Here is a 20,366-nt window from a genome sequence, read left to right on the forward strand (position 1 = left end):
AAACTATCAAGATTCCCAAACGGAAAATCGCTTTATGAGCGTAATCAATGACAAAACTTTTACGATAATTTACAAAAAGCAAATGAATTAATCAAACAAATGAAAAAATATAGCAACCAATTGAAATCTTCTAATTAATTAAAAAAGCGGAGCAATTAAGTCTTCTGCTTTTTTTGTTTATCTTTACTGTTCTAACCCAAAATAAAATCATTTTTTAAACCAGGACCATTTTTTTTTTTTTTTTTGCAAAAAGCCTTAAAATAAGTAAGTAAATATGCAATTTATTGCATTTATTACAGCTTAATTTATTTCAAAACAAATGATAAAAATGGAGTTCCCATGAAAAAAGCAAAGAAATTAACCTTATTAGTTTCTTTGTTATCTGTGGTAGCAGCTGGAGCAAGTGCTGCTTATTTAGTTAACTCATGCCAAGATAGCAAACAAACTAATAAAACTGACTTTTCAAGACTAGAACAAACGCTAAAAGAAGTTAAACAATTTCTAGATGGTAACACTGAAGAAAATCAATTTCAAGACTTGAAAAACAAATATGATAATGTTAATAACTCGTATAAAAACTACTCTCAAAACCAAGTTGATGAAGCACAAAAAACACTATCTTATCTTTTAGAAAGTGCTAAAAATCGGGTTGCAAATAAAAAACAGCAACAAAATCAAGAATTAGTAAATGCTAAAAATTCAAATGATGAGCTAATAACAAAAATTAATGAGTGAATTAATCAAAATCCTGATGCTTCTAAAGAAGTACAAGATTCACTAAAACAAGGTTTAGATCAAAATTTAACAATTGTTGCAAAAGCACTTGAAAATAAAGATTTAGGTGCACTAAATAAACAAAACCAAGTTTTAAATAATCTTTTAGATTCAGTTAAAAAACAATCATCTGATGAGCAAAATTTAGCTTTAGAAGAAAATAAAAAACTTGTTTCACAAGCACAACAATTAAACCAGTCTTTAAAATACAATAAAGACTCAAACACTCAAAAAATCACTGAACTTACTGCCAATGAAAACGACAAAAATAATATTTTGACACAAAAAAATACTGAACTACAAAATTTAATTACAAAATTGAGTAACCAAAAACAGCAAGAAATTGATAGCAAAAATAACTTTGATTCTCTTTTAAATGATGCTAACAAATTGGCAAATACTCTATCGGCAAGTAACGATGATAAGAAGATAGAAATTAAAAACAATCTAACAACTGAATTAGAAAACATCAAGCAAAGTTATACTTCATCTAATTCATTGGAAGATGAAAATAAGGTAATTGACAACTTAAAACGATTGCTTGAAAATAGTCAAAAACAATCTTCACTTGTAGATTATGAAAAAGTAGTTTATGATGCTAACAGTTTAGTTGAAAAATTAAAAAGTTCAAAAGATGACAATCAAGCGCTGATTGACAAAATTAATGAAGCACTCAAATCAAATGAAGTTAATAGCGATAACACTAATGCAAAAATTATTTTTGCAACCAATAACATTACAAAAGCAACTGAAGATGTTAAATCACAACGTCAGACACAATTAATTGTTGCAAAAAACAAATACAATAAATTACTAAACGATGCTTCAGAAGCATATCGTAATTTAAAAGAAAAGCTAAGTGATGATGAATTTAAATCAGATCCAAAATATCAAAGTTATCAGGACACAATTAACAAGAATAATTTAGTAATTAGTGATGATGTTAAAGATTATGAAAACGCTACAAATGCACTAAATGATGTACTTAATAAAATTACTAAAGACAGTTTTGAAAAAGATTTAAAAAATGCTCAACAATTACGTGATTCCTTGGATGACAATAGTAAGACAAAAGAAAACTTGCAACAAAAAATTGACAATCTAAATCAAGAATTAAATAAAAATCCAAGCGACAGTCAGGCAATAAGTGATGCTAAACATCAGCTTGATGACGCTGTCAATGATGCTTTAATCGAAAAGAATAACCAAGATTACGAACAATTAGAACAAAAAGCTAACAATTTAATTCAACGTTATAAAGCGGAACAAAATGATGAAGTTGCCAATAAAATTCAAAAGACATTAGACGAAACTAAAAAACAAAAAGATGAAGCCACAGAAACTAAGGATGTTAACAAATTAATTGATGCTGTTAAACAATTAAAAGAAGTTGTTGATGAAAATTCTAATCCTGAACTTGATTCTCTAGAAAAAGAAATTCAAATAGCAAGAAATCATGACATTGATCTGAAAAATCATGAATCTCTTTATTATGATGAATTTGGTGACGAAATTGCTGAAATAGCTGATGCTGCCAAAAAAGCAACAACAAACGAAGAAATTGCTGCATTGAGAAAAAAATTACAACTACAAACTGTGAAAACCAATCTAAAAGAAGCTTTAAAAAATGCAGAATGACATTATGAATTCTATAATGCTTGAGACGAAATGTTTGATGGTATCGATGTAACAGATTATTATGCATACAAGATATATAAAAAAGTAATTGACGAAACTAGCGACTGAGACACTTATTATGAAAATAATGATATTGAGAAGCTAAAAGAGTACTTAGATAAGGTAAATACATTATTCCCGACAGCTGAAAAGAATATTGATAGTGAGCAATATGAGAGCTATAAAAAAATATTAGAAGATAATGGCTACTATAAGATTAGAAAAGAATATTTAGCTAAAATCGATAAAGCACTTGATTCATACAAAAATATTGACGATGCAAATTCAGAAACCAATAAGTTATGTAACAATAAACTGTTAACATTCAAAAATAAGTTAATAAAAAGAGTAAGAAATTACTTCACTTATGCTGGAAACAGAAGAAACATCCAAGACATTTATAGTATGTTCAAGGTGTTTTTAGATTACTATTACAATTTGATTATCAATTTAAAAAATACTCTACTTAACCGAATTGAATGCACAAAGCAGTGATTAAATCTAATAAACAAAATCAAACAAAACAGCGTTCTTAACGAAATATGAACTAACATTAATAATCAACAAATAGAAATCTATAGAGAAGTAAATGACAACATTCTTGAATTGTATTCCAAAACAGATGTAAAAGCTAATGTTGAATATGCGCAAAATGTTCTCAAAAATAACGATTGAAGTTCGGTTGACAAAGAAGTGAATCTTCTTTATTACTTAGGTGGTGAATTTATACCACAATATGTCCTAGGTGAAGCAGCCTTAGATGAAAGTGCTAACAATGCATTTAATAATTTATATGGAGTTTTCAATTTTTTTGCAAGATTATCATACAAAAATGATGGCTGATTTGAAAGTATTAAAAAGAAATATGAAGATTACTTGAAAAAATATGAAGATTCCAAAAAAGAAACTGACCCATATATTCGCTTAAAAAAACATTATGAGCAATTTGAAAATAACAAATTAAAAGTACCGGAAGGAATGGACATTTTCAATTATTATGAAGTTTTAATGACTATGCAGTCAACAGTTAATTTATACGACTCAGAAAAATTCTATGATTATCTGGTTAGTTGCAGCGAATTGATTAAAAAAATGGATCAAGACATAAAAGAATTAGAAAGCACAAACTAACATAAATGTGTAGCAAAGCAAGACGTTTTTGTTCTTGCTTTTTTCTTCACTATTTTATAACCAAAATCAAGTGCAAAAGTTCTATGATGATTTAGTTAAATAAAAGCAACTAAAACAAATAATCAAAGAAGATTCAAAGCAGTTAGAACAAGAAAATCAGGATTCAAGAGTAGACAAAAACTTATTTTTTTTTGTGCTTTTTTGACAAAATGTGTGATCTAAATCAAAACCTGACCTTGAACTCAAAATGATTTTGTCCTGAGTAAAAAAAGACTCAAAAATGGACTTAAAGGCTAAAAAAATGCAAAAATATCCCTATTTTTACTGAAAAAATACCAATTTTGCTTTTTTTTTTTTTTTGTTTTAAGATTAGTAGAATACTAAAAAACATTGAGTCGAAGGAGGACAATGAAAAAAGCTAAAAAATATGCTATATTGCTTTCATTATTAGCAATTATCGCAGCAGGTGGAACTGCTACTTATTTATTGGTAAACAGAGCAAAAGATGTTAAACCTGTTTTAAAGAATTTTACTAATTTAGACACAAAATTAAAACAAGCAAAAGACTTTCTTGATGCGAATAATTCAAACAATGAATATGATGATTTATACAAGTCATACAAAAAAATTCAGGATGAATACAAGCAATATCAAACTCAAAGTGAAATTGATTTAGCAACTGACAAATTAAAACAAGCACTTTCAGACGCGCAAACAAAACTAGAAGCTAAGAAAAATGAAGAAAAACAAAATCAAGAAAAGTTGCAAGCTCAAAACGATGAAATTACTAAACAATTAAAAGACTTGCTTGAAAAAAATATGCAAAATCTTGATGAAAAAACTAAAGATGCACTAAGAAAATTGCTTGATGAAAATCAAAAAGATCTTTTAGAAGCAATCAAAAACCAGGATGCTAAAAAACTTGATGAGCTAAACAAGAAAATTCAAGATGAAATTAAGAAATTGCAAGAATCAGTTAAAGAAGAATTAGAAAAATTAACTCAAACAAACATTGACTTGCAATCACAGGCTAAAAACTTAGCAACTGAGCTTGACAAGCTTGCTGATTATGAGTCACAAATCAGTGAAAACAGTGCTACACAGCAAGATACTATTGACCAAATTAAGGTCAAAAATGATGCATTGACTAATTTAGTTAACCAATTAAATAAAGAAATTAGCGATACAAAGCAATCATTAAATAGCGAAAATGCTTCACTAGTAACAAAAGCACAAGATTTGGCAACTGAACTTGAAAAATCAAGTGATTATCAATCGCAAATTACAAATAACAAAGCTTCAGAACAAGACTCTTTAAGTCAGCTTAAAACTAAAAATAGTTCATTAAGTGACTTAATTGCTAAACTTGAAAAAGAAGCTAGTGATACAAAACAATCACTTATTGCTAAAAATGAACAACTTGTTCAAAACGCAAAAGATGAAGCTGCTAAAACTACAAAAGCTTCAGAATATGAAACTCAAATCACTGCAAACCAAATAGCACAGCAAGACACATTAAGCCAAATTAAAACTAAAAATGCAAATCTAGAGTCTTTAATCAAACAAATTCAGGATGAACAAAAAAGTGAATCAATCAATCAAAACAACGAATTACTTAAAAATCTAAAAGACTTGCTTGAAAATAACAATTCAAATTTAGATGATAAAACTAAACAAGAACTTAAAGATTTCCTTAGCCAAAAAGAACAAGAGTTACAAAAGGCAATTAACGAAAATGATAAGCAAAAAATTGACGCTATCAAGAATGAAATTGATGACAAAATTAAACAATTACAACAAAAACTAGCACAAGACTTACAAGCATCAAAAGATAAAAACACTCAACTTGTTGCCAAAGCACAAGAACTTGCTAATGGCTTTGAAAATAAAGATGGCTATGTTGCAAAAATTAACGAAAACAAAGCCCAAGACACTGATAAAGTATCTGAAATTAATGCTAAAAATGCTAACCTAGAATCATTAATTAGTCAAATGCAAGAAGATCAAAAAAATCTTGAACTAGAAAATGCTAAAAAAGCCTATGAAGCTCAAAAGACTGAACTTTCAAACTGAATTAGTGACAATCAAGATAACTTAAGTGATGAACAAAAACAAGATTTAAATGCATTCGTATCACAAAATAATCAAGACTACACCCAAGCATCAAGCCGAAAAGATGTCCAAAAAATAAATGAACTAACTAAACAGCTAAAAGATAAATTAGACTCAAGTAAACAAGATGTTAATACATCATTAACACAATCAAAAACTCAAAATGCTTCTTTAGTTAAACAAGCACAAAACTTAGCAACAAAAACTAATAAGAATGATGAGTATACTACTTCAATCAATAATAATGTTGCTTCAGATAGCGAAACTTTAAAAACTTTGAAAGCTAAAAATGCTAATTTAGAATCATTAATTAGCCAAATCAATGCTTATATTGAAGAACAAAAACTAAACGAAAACAATAATAAAGCATTGCAAAAAGCTAATGACTTTAAAACCAAATTACAAACAATTAGCAATATTGATGTTAATGATTTAATAAGCGATTTAAATAGTGCAATCAGTACTAATGAATCTAGTTTTGCTTCAGCAACAAATGAACAAAAAGCACAAATTACTACAACCTTAGAAACAAAAGTAACTGACATAGAAAACAAATTAGCAGCCAAAATCTACCAAAAAGCAAAACAAGATGCTAATGAGTATCTACAAAGTTTACAAAGTTCTCAAGATGATACAAATGCTGAACAACAAAAAATTAATGTCGTTTTAAGTCAAAACAATTTAAATCAAGATGCTACAAATGAACAATATACTCAAGCAGCTAAAAATATTAATGATGCAGTAAATGAAGCAAAAACACAAAGACAACAAAACCACGCTACCATCGTTGACAACTACACTCAAGCAAAACAAGAAGCAACTGATGCTCTTAATAATTTAAAAGCATTAAATAATTGAACTCAAAAATGAGATTCTAGTCAAAAAATTACTCAGTTCGAAACATCTTTAAACCAATATGCAAATATTAACAGTCAAGATGATAAGCCATACATTGATGCAATTGAAAGTCTAGATGCTATTAAGGCAAATATTGACACTGAAATTGATAATGTTACTAAACAAGTAAAAACAGCTTTCGAACAAGTAAAAAGTGATGCTTCAACAACTTTAGAAGCAATCAAAAAATACTCACAAACTTTTTCAACTGAGTATCTAAGTAGCCAAATTGATAAATACACTAATTTAGAAAATCCAACAACAGTTATGTTGCAAAATTCAGTTATTAACTTAGAAAAAGCAATAGCAAAGGCTAAAGCTGAAGGTTTAGAAGCTAAGTTAGAAGCAATTACACAACTAATTAATCAAAATCAAGCAACACCAGAGAAAGCATTCATCCAAGAATTAAAACAAAGTCGTGACACATTGTTGCAAGAATGGAAAACAGTTATTTACAATGATGAAAAAACTGCCGAAGATGCATCGGCAATAATTTCTAAATTTGACCTAATTTACTTAAAAGCTAAAATGCAAGCAATCTTAGAAAAAGATAACTCATTGAAAGATAAAATTTCGGCTAAAGTTCAAGAAGAATCTACTTCTCCTGAAGTAAAAGAAGAATTGAGTGATTTATTAAGTCTAGTTAATACTGATATAGAAGCAATAAATTCGCACATAACCAATAATGATGCCACTGACACAACAGCAAGCAATTTCGAATCAAATTACACAAGTTATAACAATAAATACAATCTTGCAATTTTAAAAAATAGTGCTTGATTAAGTTTAAGAACATTACAACCATTAATTCGGAGTGGACACTCATCTGCAACAACAGTAAAATTCTTGAATTCAATTGTAAGCAGTCAAAGAGAAGTTTTAAATTCAGATCAACTTACTCAACAACAAGCTAATAATGTTATAAGCGTTGTTGAAAATGCTAAATTATTAGCACAAGCAAATGATGCTTTTGAAACTAATAAACAAAATATTAGTGACAATTTCATTCAAAAATACTCAAATCTTGACCAAAAACCTGCTAAATTTAGTCAACTTGAATCTGATATTGATTCGTTAACAACAGCAGTTTCAAATGAATTAACAACATCGGGAAGTGCTGATAATATCAATAATGCTAACACACAATTGACACATAGTTATTGAGCAGCGCAACTTGCTATTATTGAACAAGATTTAACTAACTTGAGTCAGCAACTTAAAGCAAACACTCCTTCTTCAGATGCCAACTTAACCACTAAACTAACTAATTTAAACTCAAGAGTTGAAGAAGCTAAAACAAAAAGAACTGAACTTAATACTCAGTTAGAAGCACAAACTTTAAACAACAATGATGAAATTAACACATTAAGACAAACAACCGATGAGTTACAAAAAGAATATAAGGCAATGGAATTTTATATCGAGTACTATAAAGCTGAAATGAGCCAAAGAATTCAGTTGTTAATCAATTCTTTTGATGAATTGCAAACAAAAAATAATCAAAAATTACTTGAAGCTTCATCAGGAACAACTGAATATACTAACTTAACAAATATCAATAGTAAAATCGATACAAAAACTGAAGAATTACACAGCCTACAGTCTCAATCGGGTGTACAAAAAGAACAAGTAGATCCATATCTAAGTGATTACAATGACTTAGAAAAACAATCACAACTTGAAGCCCTTCGTTTAGAAACTAGATTAATGGTAGATAATGCTATTAATGAATTACTAGCACAAAGAAGCGAAAGTTACATTACTTCATTTACAACATCAGTAAAAGATAAATTCTATACAAGAATTAATGATGCTACTACAGAAGATCAATTAAATTTAATTAAAACCGACTTTGATCCATATGCAAAATTATTAGACAAATTAACTGAATACTATAGAACCTTAAATGTTGTTATTTTAGATACAACTGGACTAAGATATGTAGTAACAAACCCTTCAAGTAGCAGTAGATCACCTGAAAACTTTGAAGATATCAAATGAATTATCGAAAAATTGAATGAAATGCAAACAACTAATGATGAATTAGTTAAAAATGAAGTTAAAGATGAAGGAAGTATCGATAACATTCAACAATCGATTGATAACATCCAATTATTCTTAAACAGCGTTAAATATGCTGTTCGCTTAAGAGGTGTTATCATAAACGCGAAAGAAACAAAACTAAGATTGGATTCAAACAGTGAATCTGATAACTTGACTGCAGCAATTGATGAGGCAAGTAATCTGCTTGCTAGATCACAAACTGCTTTTGATGATGAATTAATAGCAGGAGCCAAAAAATTAATTCTTGCAATTAGAAAATTCCAACTAGTAGATGCAATTAATAAGTATGAAACTAGACTAAATGAAGTAAATCAATACATCGATTTTCTAGCTTCCGACACAAGTGGAATGTATACTGAAATTCAACAAAATCTAGAAACTACAAGAGATAATGCTAAAGCCAAATTTGAACAATACAAGCAACAAGAAAGTTTCATGCGTATTACAAATCTAGCAAACATCTTGTACAGTGAATTAAACGATGCTAAAGAAAAAGCTACTGCTAAGAATGTTGATATTCAAGCACACTTATTAAGTGCTTACAATCAAATGGCAAACTACATTAGTGATTTAAAATATCAAGATTCACACTATGTTCAACCTTTAGAAACTTTTTACAATGAAATTAAAGATCAAGTTAACGACACTAATTCAACATATTCACAAAAATCAGATCTTTTAAATAAAATAAAACTAGAAAATAATAAAGCTAAAATTAAACAAGATATTGTAAACATTTCTAATCAGTACAATGGCTTTGCTGATGCTTTAATCAACGGTTCAGCAAATACTAATAGTGAATATGCAAAAACACTAACCCAAGAGCAAAGAAATAAAGTTCAAGTTGCTAAAAATGAATACGAACAAATCATCCAAGAAGTAAAAACTAACTGACAAGCTTCTTATGATGCTCATAATAATGCTGAACTAGAACAATACATAGCAAAACTTGCTTCATTACAACCTACAAGTGACAACAAAATTAATGATGATCAATTACAAGGTTATGAAATTTTAAATAATTTCTATAACGAAAAAGCCTTCAGTGCACAAGAAGGTCTATATTACAAACAAGCTTACGAATATCTAAAATACTATGATTTATTTAAACCTGGTGATGTCGTAAGAACATGAACTGGTGGAGAATTTATCACTTCTGCCATTGAATTAGTTAAAAAAGCATACAATGATTACAAATATAACTTCAGATACCAAGAAGATGCTATTGGTGGTCAAAAACATAACTTATACCATGGTTCGAATACTGATGAATTAATGGCTAAATTACCAAAAGCAATGTTTGATATCATTCAACTTGATACCTTCTGATCTTTTGGTAATAAAGAAAGAAACGACTCACTTGCTTGATATGAAGTCTTTGAAAAAATTAAAGCTAACGAAAAATTAAAAGCATTATATGAACAAATTAAAACATTAACTCCTTCAACAATTGATAGCTCGCAAGATTATGTTTTTGATGACGACAGTAATCAAATCAATAGTGGAACTGAAAATAACACAGCACTAATGGCAGCTTTAGATCCTTTAAATCAATACTGAAAATACTTAGTAAAAACTGAAACTACAGTAAATAATTTACAAAGAATTATTGATAACGTTGAAGCGATTTACAACGCAGCAATGCCAACAGTAGCAGGAAGTTCAACAGCAGACAATGCTAAACTGGTTAGATCATGAACTAAATACAAATGAAATAAAGACAACAACTACATGTACTATGAATTTACTAATTATTGAAGTCAAGCAGTTGTTAAATGAGCGAACCAAAAAGCACAACAATATCAAACTTATGGTGAAGCTATAGTTGATAAGGAAGGTTCAGCATATAAAGAATTCCAAGTAAAATTAGCAGAATTTAAGAAATTATTTAATGCTGATCAATGAGATAATGTTACAAATAAAGTAACATATACAATTCCACCTTATGCAGCTAAAGATGCCCAAAAATTCCTAGACGATTTAACTAAAGGACAAGCAATTTTAGATAGATTAGATCAACTAAAAACTCCAACTTTAAATTAATTTTAAGCAAGCCTAAAGGCTTGTTTTTTTTATCATTTATAGAATACTACATAAAAGTAGTTTAGATTTTAATTCTAAATCTGCATATGTTAAAAATTTGTTGCATTGTTGACAAAGTTATTTTTGTATAATACAACAACAAGTAAACTAAGGAGTATTAATTATGAAAAACATGCTAACAGAGAGAGAGAGAGAGACTAGCTCGAACGTATTAGGACGAAAAAACACCAACCTAAATAATGCAAAAAGAAATAAAGATGATGAATTTTTCACCGATTATAATGATGTAGCTGCAGAACTTGTGAAATATAAAGAGCAACTAAGAAACAAAAGCATTCTTTGTCCGTGTGATTATGATTACGACACTCTTTCTAGAGAACAAAAACAAATCTTGTATGAAAAGAAGTTCATTCCCGAAATAAATGATGGATTCGCATTTAGTAGATTTTTAAGAGCAAAACAAGAAGAATGAAATCTTGATTTGCATTTTTCTAATTACAATATTGACACAAATGAAGGTAAAAAGTTTCAAGAAAGCATTCCTGAATTTGCCAAAAACTATCCCGATGGTGTTGTAATAACTAATCCACCTTTCAGATTATTCACTGATTTTGTTGACTTACTTGTAGAAAACAATCTTAAATTTTTAGTAATGGGCGATAAAACAGCTGCTTTATATGCTCCAATTTTAAAAAGAGTCAAATTAAATCAGTGCTGGCTTGGTTACTCAAAGCCTAGTAATTTTTTGCGTAAAGATGGCATAGTAAAAAATATGAATAACAAAGTTCGTTGGTTCACAAATCTAGATAATGAACCAAGAAAAAGAAGATACATTTTAACAAAGGAATATGACAAAAACTTATATCCTTTTTATGATCATCACCCACAATATATAAATGTCAATAGAGTGAAAGATATTCCCAAAGACTATTTTGGAATCATGGGAGTTCCTATAACGTTTTTAGATCATTATAATCCAGAACAATTTGAAATTATCGGAAAAATGAATAACACAAAAATTGATGGGGACATTGAGTATGGATACCCATATGTAAATGGAAAAAAAGTATTTGGAAGATTGCTGATAAGGAGAGTTAAAGAAAATGACTAATAACCAAAAAGAAAACAAAAATTATTCAGTCGAACAATTGATAAAAGACGTCATTGATGGAAAAATTATTTCAGACATCGAAATGCAAAGAGAAATCGTTTATGACTCTGAAAAACAAGAAAAAGTCATAGACAGTTTGGTAAAAGGAATACCGCTTCCAGCATTTTATTTATGAAAAAGAGAAGATGGTAAATTGGAAGTGCTTGATGGAAAACAAAGAATCGAATCGGTCAAAAAATTCAAATGTAATGAGTTAACATATAAAAATAGAATTTGAAAAGACTATGGTCAGGATTCAACAAACAATAATGTGCAAGATATAATAAATCAAACAATCTGACTTGTTTTTGAATGTTCTGGTGATGAAAATTACAAAAGAGAAATTTTCAACAGAATAAATACACTAGGAGTCCCACTTTCAACATTTGAGATTATCAATGGGTTATACAATGGGGTCTTTATTCAAAATTTAAAGCAAGTGTGTTTAGATGACGAAAATCTAAAATCTATCTTGCCAAAAGAAAAATCAACTATAGATAGAGGAAAAATACCTCTTTGAATTCTGAAAAAAAATTTTTGAGAAAACCACCTTGCAAGATCTTGGCGATGAAATTAAAAAAGTAAAAAATGATACAGAGGCTTTTCAAAAATTATGAGATTCTAAGATCCAACCAATTTTAAAACTTATTAAAGATTTTATCGGTACTGCTGTGAAAGACTATGACACATGATTCGATGCATTCAAAATAGTGTCCAGTGCTACAGAGAGTAATGAAAAAATAAAGCTATATACAAAAATGAGAAACATCGATTCAAAAACATTCAAAGAAAGGGCTAAGATTTTTTATAAGGATTACATAGAAGCAAGAAAGAGTGGATTGATAGACACAAGTAGAAGCAAAGTTATGTATTTTGTTGATTTTCTTGAAGCAATGTTGAAAGATATAAAAATCGATCAGAAACGCTTTTTTGATAGCAAAATTAAATTGGAACTCTTTAACGCTAAAAAGTTTATTGAAAATAATGTGGAACTTTCAAAATGCGCAGAATGTGATAATAAGTTCAATTATAACGAACTGCAAGTTGATCACATAAAGGCTTGAAGCAAAGGTGGAAGAACAGTTAGAGACAATGCTCAATTGTTGTGTTCTCAGTGTAATAAAATAAAATCAAACAAATAGTAAGATCTCAATTATATGCAAGTTTAAATATAGAAGAATTAATGAAATCTTAATTCCTTTTAAGTTTTTGAATTTTTTTGAAATTAAAAAAGCTAAAAACAAAACTTAAAGGAAAGAAACTCTCAAAAATCAGTAAAATTTAGTTTATGAACTATCAACTATCACAAAATTTGGTAACAAAATTACAATTCTGAAATAAAACATTTTTAGGCCTAATGGCAACTATTTTTAGTGCTGTAGTGCTAAAATTCCTTCTTGACTTGATTTTGCATTTAGACATTTTAACAATCAATGGTAATTCGATTGTTGCTGCTATCCGGGACATTTATACTATTGTATTTTTATGTTTAACAATAGCAAGTTGTGCAGTGAGTTTATTGATAATTGCGCCAATTTGTTGGATATGAAACAAGGTTAATAAAATTTCGAATTTAACAATTTCAAGTTTTGAAAAGAGTTTTAAGAAAAGATATTCATTCACTTTTATTTCAGGTAGCTTGCTATTTGTAAGTGCACTAATATTAATCACTCTTATTGTTAATATTGCTTTTCGCAATATGTTGACTCTTTCAGTGTTAAACATTATTTTTTCTTTGTATACTTTAGTTTCATTAATTTGGACTAAACAATACTTATTGCAATTTATTAAAAGTTACAAATAAAAGCAACCGCTAAAAAATGCGATTGCTTTTTTGTTATTGATTTTGACCTACATAAATGAAAGTTACTGGATATTCAGTTTTGTCATTTTTGATTGAAGCGGATTGAACTTTAGCACTAAATTTAATTAGTACTTGATTGCTATTATTAGTTTCTTTTGAAATGATTTTGACATCATAAACGTCTGAAAGATAAGGTTTCTTGTCTTTTGGCATAACAAAATCAAAATCATCACTAGTCAAGTCATCTAATTTCTTGTTTTGACTAGACTCTTTAATTGATGTTTTCAAATAATTACCTAGAATCTTAATTGAAATCAATTTACCTAGTTGTTCTAAATAATCATCACTTTGATAGTTAGTTAGAATATCGTTAGTTTCGACTTTTTGGATTTCTAACAAGTCATTAGCATTGTTATAACCATTAAATAGTCCAATTAGAGCTGTTGAAGTAAAATCGGTTGCAGCGAATTTATCAAAACGCAATGGTTCTTGACTAAAGACATTGTCTGTTGTTAATTCTTCCGAAGGAATTTGTGATTCCAAAGCACGAATAATGTGTCCTTCTTTTGGAGTATAAGTTTTTGATTCTTTAGTTACTAAATCTGTGTATTTTAAAGGCTTTTTAACTAAATCAAGATTAGTTTCTACTCAATTACTGTTGTAGTTTGAACCTGGATGTCCTTTGTAGTAGATGTTATATGTGTCTGCATATTTATCAGCTAAATAAATTAGATAATTTAAATCTCAAGTAGACTGTGTTCCAAATACTAGCAATGAAGGTTTGTTATTTTGCGCAAAATCTTGCTTTACAATATCTCTTTCTGCTTCTCAATTTAAACCAGTTATAGCACTTCAATGAGTCATATAACGTTTATTTTGAATATCACGAGTTGTGAAAATGTAATCTTTAATTTCTTTGTGTTTTAGTTGTTCATCACTTTGGTCAAAGAAATTAAACATGTTAGTTAGTCCTAAGAATTTGAAACGATCAATTGCATTTTGCTCGGTGAAGAAAAAGTTAACATTGTGATAGAAAGTTGAAACTAAATATTGGCGGGTTCTATCGATGATATCAAGATTATTTTCTAGTAAGCCAGTGTCTGAATTTTTATATTCCGATTCACTAACTCATCCTTTTTCAAATCTATCAACCATGTAACCAGGTAGAATTTGTGAGTCTTCAATTCCATTAATGCAAACATTTGAATATTTTAAAAGACTCAAAATGTTGTGATTATTTTTAATGTGGTCGACATTAATCCAGATATAAACTTTCTTATTTGGATTATTTTTAACAATGTTTTCATAAGTTGTTAATATATCTCAAAACAAAGGATTACTAAATTCTTCAACAGTTGTGTTTTTTCTTATTTCTTCTTCATTATCTTTATCAACTTGACGCAAATTTTTCAAGAAATTAGCCAAGTATTCAGCATTTGTTTTACGTTGGAATGAGTTTTCACTTTTTCAGATTCCAAAGTGAACTTCTTTTTTAGTCAACATTGCCATTCTTAACAAGTTGTAATAAGCTTGAATTCCCTGTGAAGCAAAGTAAACGTTAATGTCAGCTTGTTCTTGTTTTTCTAAAACTGAACGAAAGCTTGAATCGTTATTGATTTTGACTCTTGAAATGTCATTGTTTTCAAATTGCTTGATGTATGATGAATCGTAACTTCAACCCTCTTTGTATCTTTTGTAAATGAGTGGTCCTGAAATTCCAAGAGTAGTAGTGGTAAGACCTAAGGCAATTAAGGTTGTAAAAAGTACTTTATTTTTCTTTTTCATAATTTAGAAATTATAACAAATGTTATAAAAGTAATAATTTTCCAAAAAGTTGCTTTTGAATTTTTAAAAAACAGCGAAAATCGACTTTTGTCAGTGAAAAAGTTGCTTTTTTTTTTTTTTTTGCAAATTGGGGCTTTGGGGTTTTTTAAACTAGACTTTGGTGCGACATAATGTTACAATTTATGTGCTTATTTTTAATACAAATAACATAATTGTTATTTTACTAAAAGGAGAAAAAGATGTCAAAAACGAAAAAACTAGCTTTTTTAGTCGCTGCTTTATCTTCAATTGCAGTCGGTACATCAATTGGTTTTTTAGTAAGTGCTAAACAAAAACCGGAACAGAAATTAGATAAAGAAATGATTTTAGAAACTTTAGAAGAAACTAAAGCATTTTTAAGTAATCATGAAGATGAAAGTGACTATCAAGAACTTAAAAATTTATACGACCAAACTCAAAAAGATATTGATAAGTATAATCAAGAGCAATTAGACGAACAAAATGAAAAATTGCAATCACTACTTGAGCAAAGCAAACAGAATGCTGAATTAAAAAGACAACAATTGCAAAAAGAGCTTGATTCTCTATATCAAAAAGGTTCTAAGCTTGCTGATGATGTTAAGAAATGATTAAATGATACTGACACAAGACTAATTGATGATGAAGCTAAAAAGCTTAGTGATGAATTGGAGAGTTTTAAAAACAATTTAACAAAAAACTATCAAGACAAAAATGCTAATGCAATCAAAAAAGAAAATGACGAATTTGCTGCTAAAAAGCAAAATCTAAAACAATTATTAGACCAAAAACAAAGAGAACAATTGCAACAAAATTTAAACAACGTCAAAAGTCAAAGTGATGAGTTAATCAAAGATATTGAAGATTGATTAAGTAGTGAAGACACATCGAAAATAAAGGATGAAGTTGACAAATTTAAAGCTAATTTTGATGAATACAAAAAAATAGTACAAAAAGATTATGACAATCAGGATTATAACTCCCTAAGTAATAAAACGAATGATCTAAAACAAAAATTCAAAGATATTAAAAACCTTTTAAATCTTAAACGTCAACAAGATCTTGATAAATCTAATCAAGACGCTTTGAATAAAGCAAACGAATTATTAAAAAATATTAAGCAAAGTGACTTAGAAAATAAAGCAAACTTAGCAAATGAACTTGAAAATAAAATCAAGCAAAACAACAAAGACTTTGCTTCATCTGATTTTCCTACTAAGCAACAACTAACAAAAAACCTTTTAAAAGCTGTACAAGATACTGAACTAGCTTTTAGACAAAATCAATACAAAAAGTCAGTTGACGATGCTAACAATTTGAAAAAAAACTTGCAAAACAGTGATAATTTCTATCAAGACTTAATCAAAAAAGTTGACGATGCTTTGAAAAATAATAAACCTCAAGATACAACAAAGCCCAACGATTTTGAAAATGCTGTTAAAAACTTAAATAAAGCAATAGAAGATATTAAAAAACAACAACAAGATAGAGATAGCAATGAAAAAGTAACCTTTAATGCTAATTTATTGTCAGCAAAACAAATGCTTACTAGATTACAATCAATTGAAGAAAGCTATCGCACAAGCGAAATAACTCAATCAATTAACACGCTAGCAAATTTAATTAATAAATATCAAAACTCAGCAACTAATGATGCTGCAAGTCTAAGACAAGCAAATAGCCAATTAAAAGCCACTATCAATACTGCTGAGATTAACTGAAACAACCTAACTCAAGAAGCAAATAACCAGCAAACAAATCAAGCAAACAAATTGCGCAGTTTCATTTCTTCTTTTGATACACAAGCAAAACAAACCATAAGTAATTTAGACACACAAATTGCTAACACCACTTACACACAAAACACTAAAATCAATGTTCTATTCAACAATGTAAAACTTTACAAAAACTTATACAACAAAGCGACTTTATACAAAACTCTTTGACAGGATGCCTTGCAACCAACAAATGACTGATTAGAAGCAAATAAAGATAAAAATACTAACTATATTAACGATCTGAAATCTAAGTTACAAACCTGAAAACAAAATGCTATTTTGTACCTTGGCTACAAAACAGATGCGACCGCTCTTTACTCACAACTAAAGATTGAAATTTTAGATAATTTAAATAACGTGAAACAAAAAGCAAAAGCCGATGAACAAATTGCTTCATTAAAACCAACGTTAAATCAACTTAATGGCAATATCGCGACTTTAGTTAAATTAAATGCAGCCGAAGATGAAGTAAAACCTCAACTTGATAATGCTAAAACTAATGTCGAAAGCACTTTAAGCAGCTTGTCGAAAATAGTAAATGGTCAAATAACACTTTCAGATCAAAAATTTAATGAATTAACTCAAACAAGCGCAGAGTTAGTAACCCAAACAAGTCAATTAAGTGCTAAAACAAGCGCTTTTGTTGATCTCGTAAATTTAAAATCTTTCATTGCCCTAGAAAATACTAAACCTAAAACAAATCAATTGCTAAATTCAACAATTACAGCATATAATTCTTGATTTGGACACAATGCAGCCCTTAAGAGTGTTGCTGAATATCAATTATCACAAACGCAATTTAAAAATGCCCTTGATTTTGGTAACAAATTGAATACTGCTTTAACAACTATAGATGATACTAAAGAATTTATAAGCGAGTATGAAAGTAATTTTTATGGCGATGAGTATCCATCATACTACCAAAATCTAAAATCAACATATTCTCAAGTTAATACATTTATTGAAAATGTTTCGCAAGTCGATATCACTAAAAATGATAAATTGAGAACTGACAATCAAAATTTAGAAATAAACCTATTAGCAAGCAAAATTTATGATAAAGCTTATAGTCAAAGTAATAGGCCGATGACAAATACCGAGTAGAGTGTATACAAAGAAGGAATGAATAAATTTGCATCTAAAGTAAGTAATTTAGAAACTAGCAAAGATATTAACGGACTGAAAGAAACATATAACGATTTAGTTTCCTGAATAGATAATTTTATCAATGATTCAGAAATTTATTATCAAATAAGTAGAATCAACAACTCTATCAAATCAACTCAGGATCTCATCAGTAATATATTGGATATCGATCCTCTTCCACAAGTTGCACAACTTAAAATTGATTGAGCTGCAAAAGTCGCTGAATTTGAATCAGTTAATAAAAATGATTTAACTGCTCTTCAAGAATATGAGAAGCAATTGTGAAAAGTTCAATATCGCGCACACATTTTAAATCAACTAACCATAATACGTATTACAATAGCTTTATTGATTTTACGAGATGAGAATTCATTGATTCGCAAGATAGTGAGCGCTTCAAATACTTAAGTAGCGATTTACCTACACTGCGCAAAGTATCAGAAAAAGTTCAGTCTAATCTTCAAAGATATTATCAAAAGTATCAAGATTTACTCAAAACCGGAAAATTTGAATTTGATGATCCAGTTGAAGGGGCTCCACTTTACTATCAATTTCCGGAATTGAGAAATGGTTACGCTAGCGAAGAAAGAAAATTATCACACAATCAAGTAATAGCTAGAAATGATGATAATTTGCTTACTTATTGATATTTTGGTTACATTCAAAACAAATTAAACAGTAAGGCTTATGAAGTTTTCTATAATTATGGTCAAGTCAAAAAAATCTTGACTTCTGATAATAATAATTTAATGACACAAGACCAAAGAAATAATTTAATTGCTAACTTCGTAAATAAATTAAAAAACACAATAATGCCGAATATCAAAATTGATAGAGTTCATTTCAATTCATTGGATATAATGAATAACAATCTAGTTGAAAACCTTTATGCAGACATATCTAGCGTAAGTGACGTTTTATCAATAATTACTAAATATGGGAAAATATTGAATCGTGTGGATAATTTTGTTCAATTAATAAATAGCCTAAATACTTTAGAAAGTGATTATAATGCCTACAAACAAAATCAAATCACTGATTCTAATGTAAGACAATATTTTGACAATTTAAGCTCAGCGCCACAATTCAGCACAATAACACAAAAATGATTTGCACTAGCAAAAGAAGCGAAAATTGATGAAATTAAACAGCTTATTCACAGTATTGACTTTAGTTTAGATAACAATAAAGAAATAATAAGTAAGATCGATGATGTAAACAGAAAAATAGGTGATATATTAGAAAATGAAGACTTAAAAAACATTTATTATAATGGTACTTCTTCTACTGACTACTACATTTTAGGATCAATGATATCAAGTTCTTTAGGATCTTTAGGTGATTCTCCAAAATACAACGAAACAAATACTTTAATTGAAAAACTAGCACCAAGTTTCAACAAAACACATTTTATGACTTTAACAAATGACATAAAGTTCTTTTTCCCGGGACCTTTTGAATTAAATACTTATCTTGGCGCTAACAAAATTGTTCAAATCATGACTGAATATAACAATAAATGTCAAGAAATTGAAGACGAAGTAACACAAATACTTAAACAAGAAGAACAATCTTAGTTAATTGATGCTAAATTTTGCTCCAACTTTTAGTTGGAGCTTTTTAGTTGTTTTCTAAATGTATGTCCTATTACAAGTTTTTAGCGAAACAGTAAAAATAATGAAGATACCAAAAACTTACAACTTTCATTAGAAAGTGCAAAACAACAACTTGTACCTATTATCAAAAAGGTTATTTTGAATGGTAAAAATACTATTGACACATTAGCAATTTATGATAATATCGTCCAAAATGCGAGTGAGAAGACTAGTCCAGGACTAGATAATAAGAGTCCAAAACAATATTTAAGCGAAAAAATGTCAACTACACAATTAGATAGTTTAAAAGCACAGCTAACACAATATCAACAACTAAATGATAATCAGTTGGTAAATGAGTTTTTTAATCAAGCAAATGTTAATAATGAAAA

At 28.6% G+C, this 20,366-nt stretch carries 10 protein-coding genes; 8 read left to right on the top strand and 2 right to left on the bottom strand.

Features of this window, described 5'->3' with window-relative positions; all coding sequences use genetic code 4:
* Positions 1 to 339: 339 nt before the first annotated feature.
* The 5 genes from ACWXVN_RS02955 to ACWXVN_RS02975 all read left to right on the top strand — a co-directional run bounded on the left by ACWXVN_RS02955 (position 340) and on the right by ACWXVN_RS02975 (position 12,990).
* The gene (locus ACWXVN_RS02955; protein WP_455979061.1) at positions 340 to 3,582 is read left to right on the top strand and encodes a hypothetical protein; all 3,243 of its coding nucleotides are present in this window, start codon (positions 340 to 342) and stop codon (positions 3,580 to 3,582) included.
* Between the two features lie 408 nt (positions 3,583 to 3,990).
* Positions 3,991 to 10,698 (top strand): hypothetical protein, encoded by a 6,708-nt coding sequence (locus tag ACWXVN_RS02960; protein WP_455979062.1) that lies wholly within the window; start codon positions 3,991 to 3,993, stop codon positions 10,696 to 10,698.
* Positions 10,699 to 10,861: 163 nt separating this feature from the next.
* Positions 10,862 to 11,809, top strand: a complete 948-nt coding sequence (locus ACWXVN_RS02965) for an adenine-specific methyltransferase EcoRI family protein (RefSeq protein WP_455979063.1) — start codon at positions 10,862 to 10,864, stop codon at positions 11,807 to 11,809.
* Complete coding sequence (locus ACWXVN_RS02970) at positions 11,802 to 12,425, top strand: DUF262 domain-containing protein (RefSeq protein ID WP_455979064.1); 624 nt, start codon at positions 11,802 to 11,804, stop codon at positions 12,423 to 12,425. Before ACWXVN_RS02965 ends, ACWXVN_RS02970 begins: the two co-directional genes overlap by 8 nt.
* Positions 12,400 to 12,990 carry an HNH endonuclease gene (locus ACWXVN_RS02975; RefSeq protein WP_455979065.1) on the top strand — a complete coding sequence of 197 codons (591 nt, stop codon included), beginning with the start codon at positions 12,400 to 12,402 and terminating at the stop codon, positions 12,988 to 12,990. The genes ACWXVN_RS02970 and ACWXVN_RS02975 overlap by 26 nt, the downstream gene beginning before the upstream one ends.
* A 325-nt stretch (positions 12,991 to 13,315) precedes the next feature.
* Here ACWXVN_RS02975 and ACWXVN_RS02980 read toward each other — a convergent pair whose 3' ends face one another.
* Positions 13,316 to 13,573, bottom strand: coding sequence for a hypothetical protein (locus tag ACWXVN_RS02980; RefSeq protein WP_455979066.1), 258 nt, complete (start codon positions 13,571 to 13,573; stop codon positions 13,316 to 13,318).
* Between the two features lie 112 nt (positions 13,574 to 13,685).
* On the bottom strand, positions 13,686 to 15,437 hold the full coding sequence (locus ACWXVN_RS02985; protein ID WP_455979067.1) for a hypothetical protein: 1,752 nt from the start codon (positions 15,435 to 15,437) through the stop codon (positions 13,686 to 13,688).
* Between the two features lie 239 nt (positions 15,438 to 15,676).
* Between ACWXVN_RS02985 and ACWXVN_RS02990 the strand changes: the two genes are divergently transcribed.
* The 3 genes from ACWXVN_RS02990 to ACWXVN_RS03000 form a co-directional block, all read left to right on the top strand.
* Positions 15,677 to 18,337, top strand: coding sequence for a hypothetical protein (locus ACWXVN_RS02990; RefSeq protein ID WP_455979068.1), 2,661 nt, complete (start codon positions 15,677 to 15,679; stop codon positions 18,335 to 18,337).
* A gap of 323 nt (positions 18,338 to 18,660) precedes the next feature.
* Complete coding sequence (locus ACWXVN_RS02995; protein ID WP_455979069.1) at positions 18,661 to 19,956, top strand: hypothetical protein; 1,296 nt, start codon at positions 18,661 to 18,663, stop codon at positions 19,954 to 19,956.
* Between the two features lie 177 nt (positions 19,957 to 20,133).
* Positions 20,134 to 20,366 (top strand): hypothetical protein (locus ACWXVN_RS03000; protein WP_455979070.1); only part of this gene is annotated, 233 nt, incomplete at its 3' end.

The sequence above is a fragment of the Mycoplasma sp. 4044 genome (genome assembly GCF_053851695.1).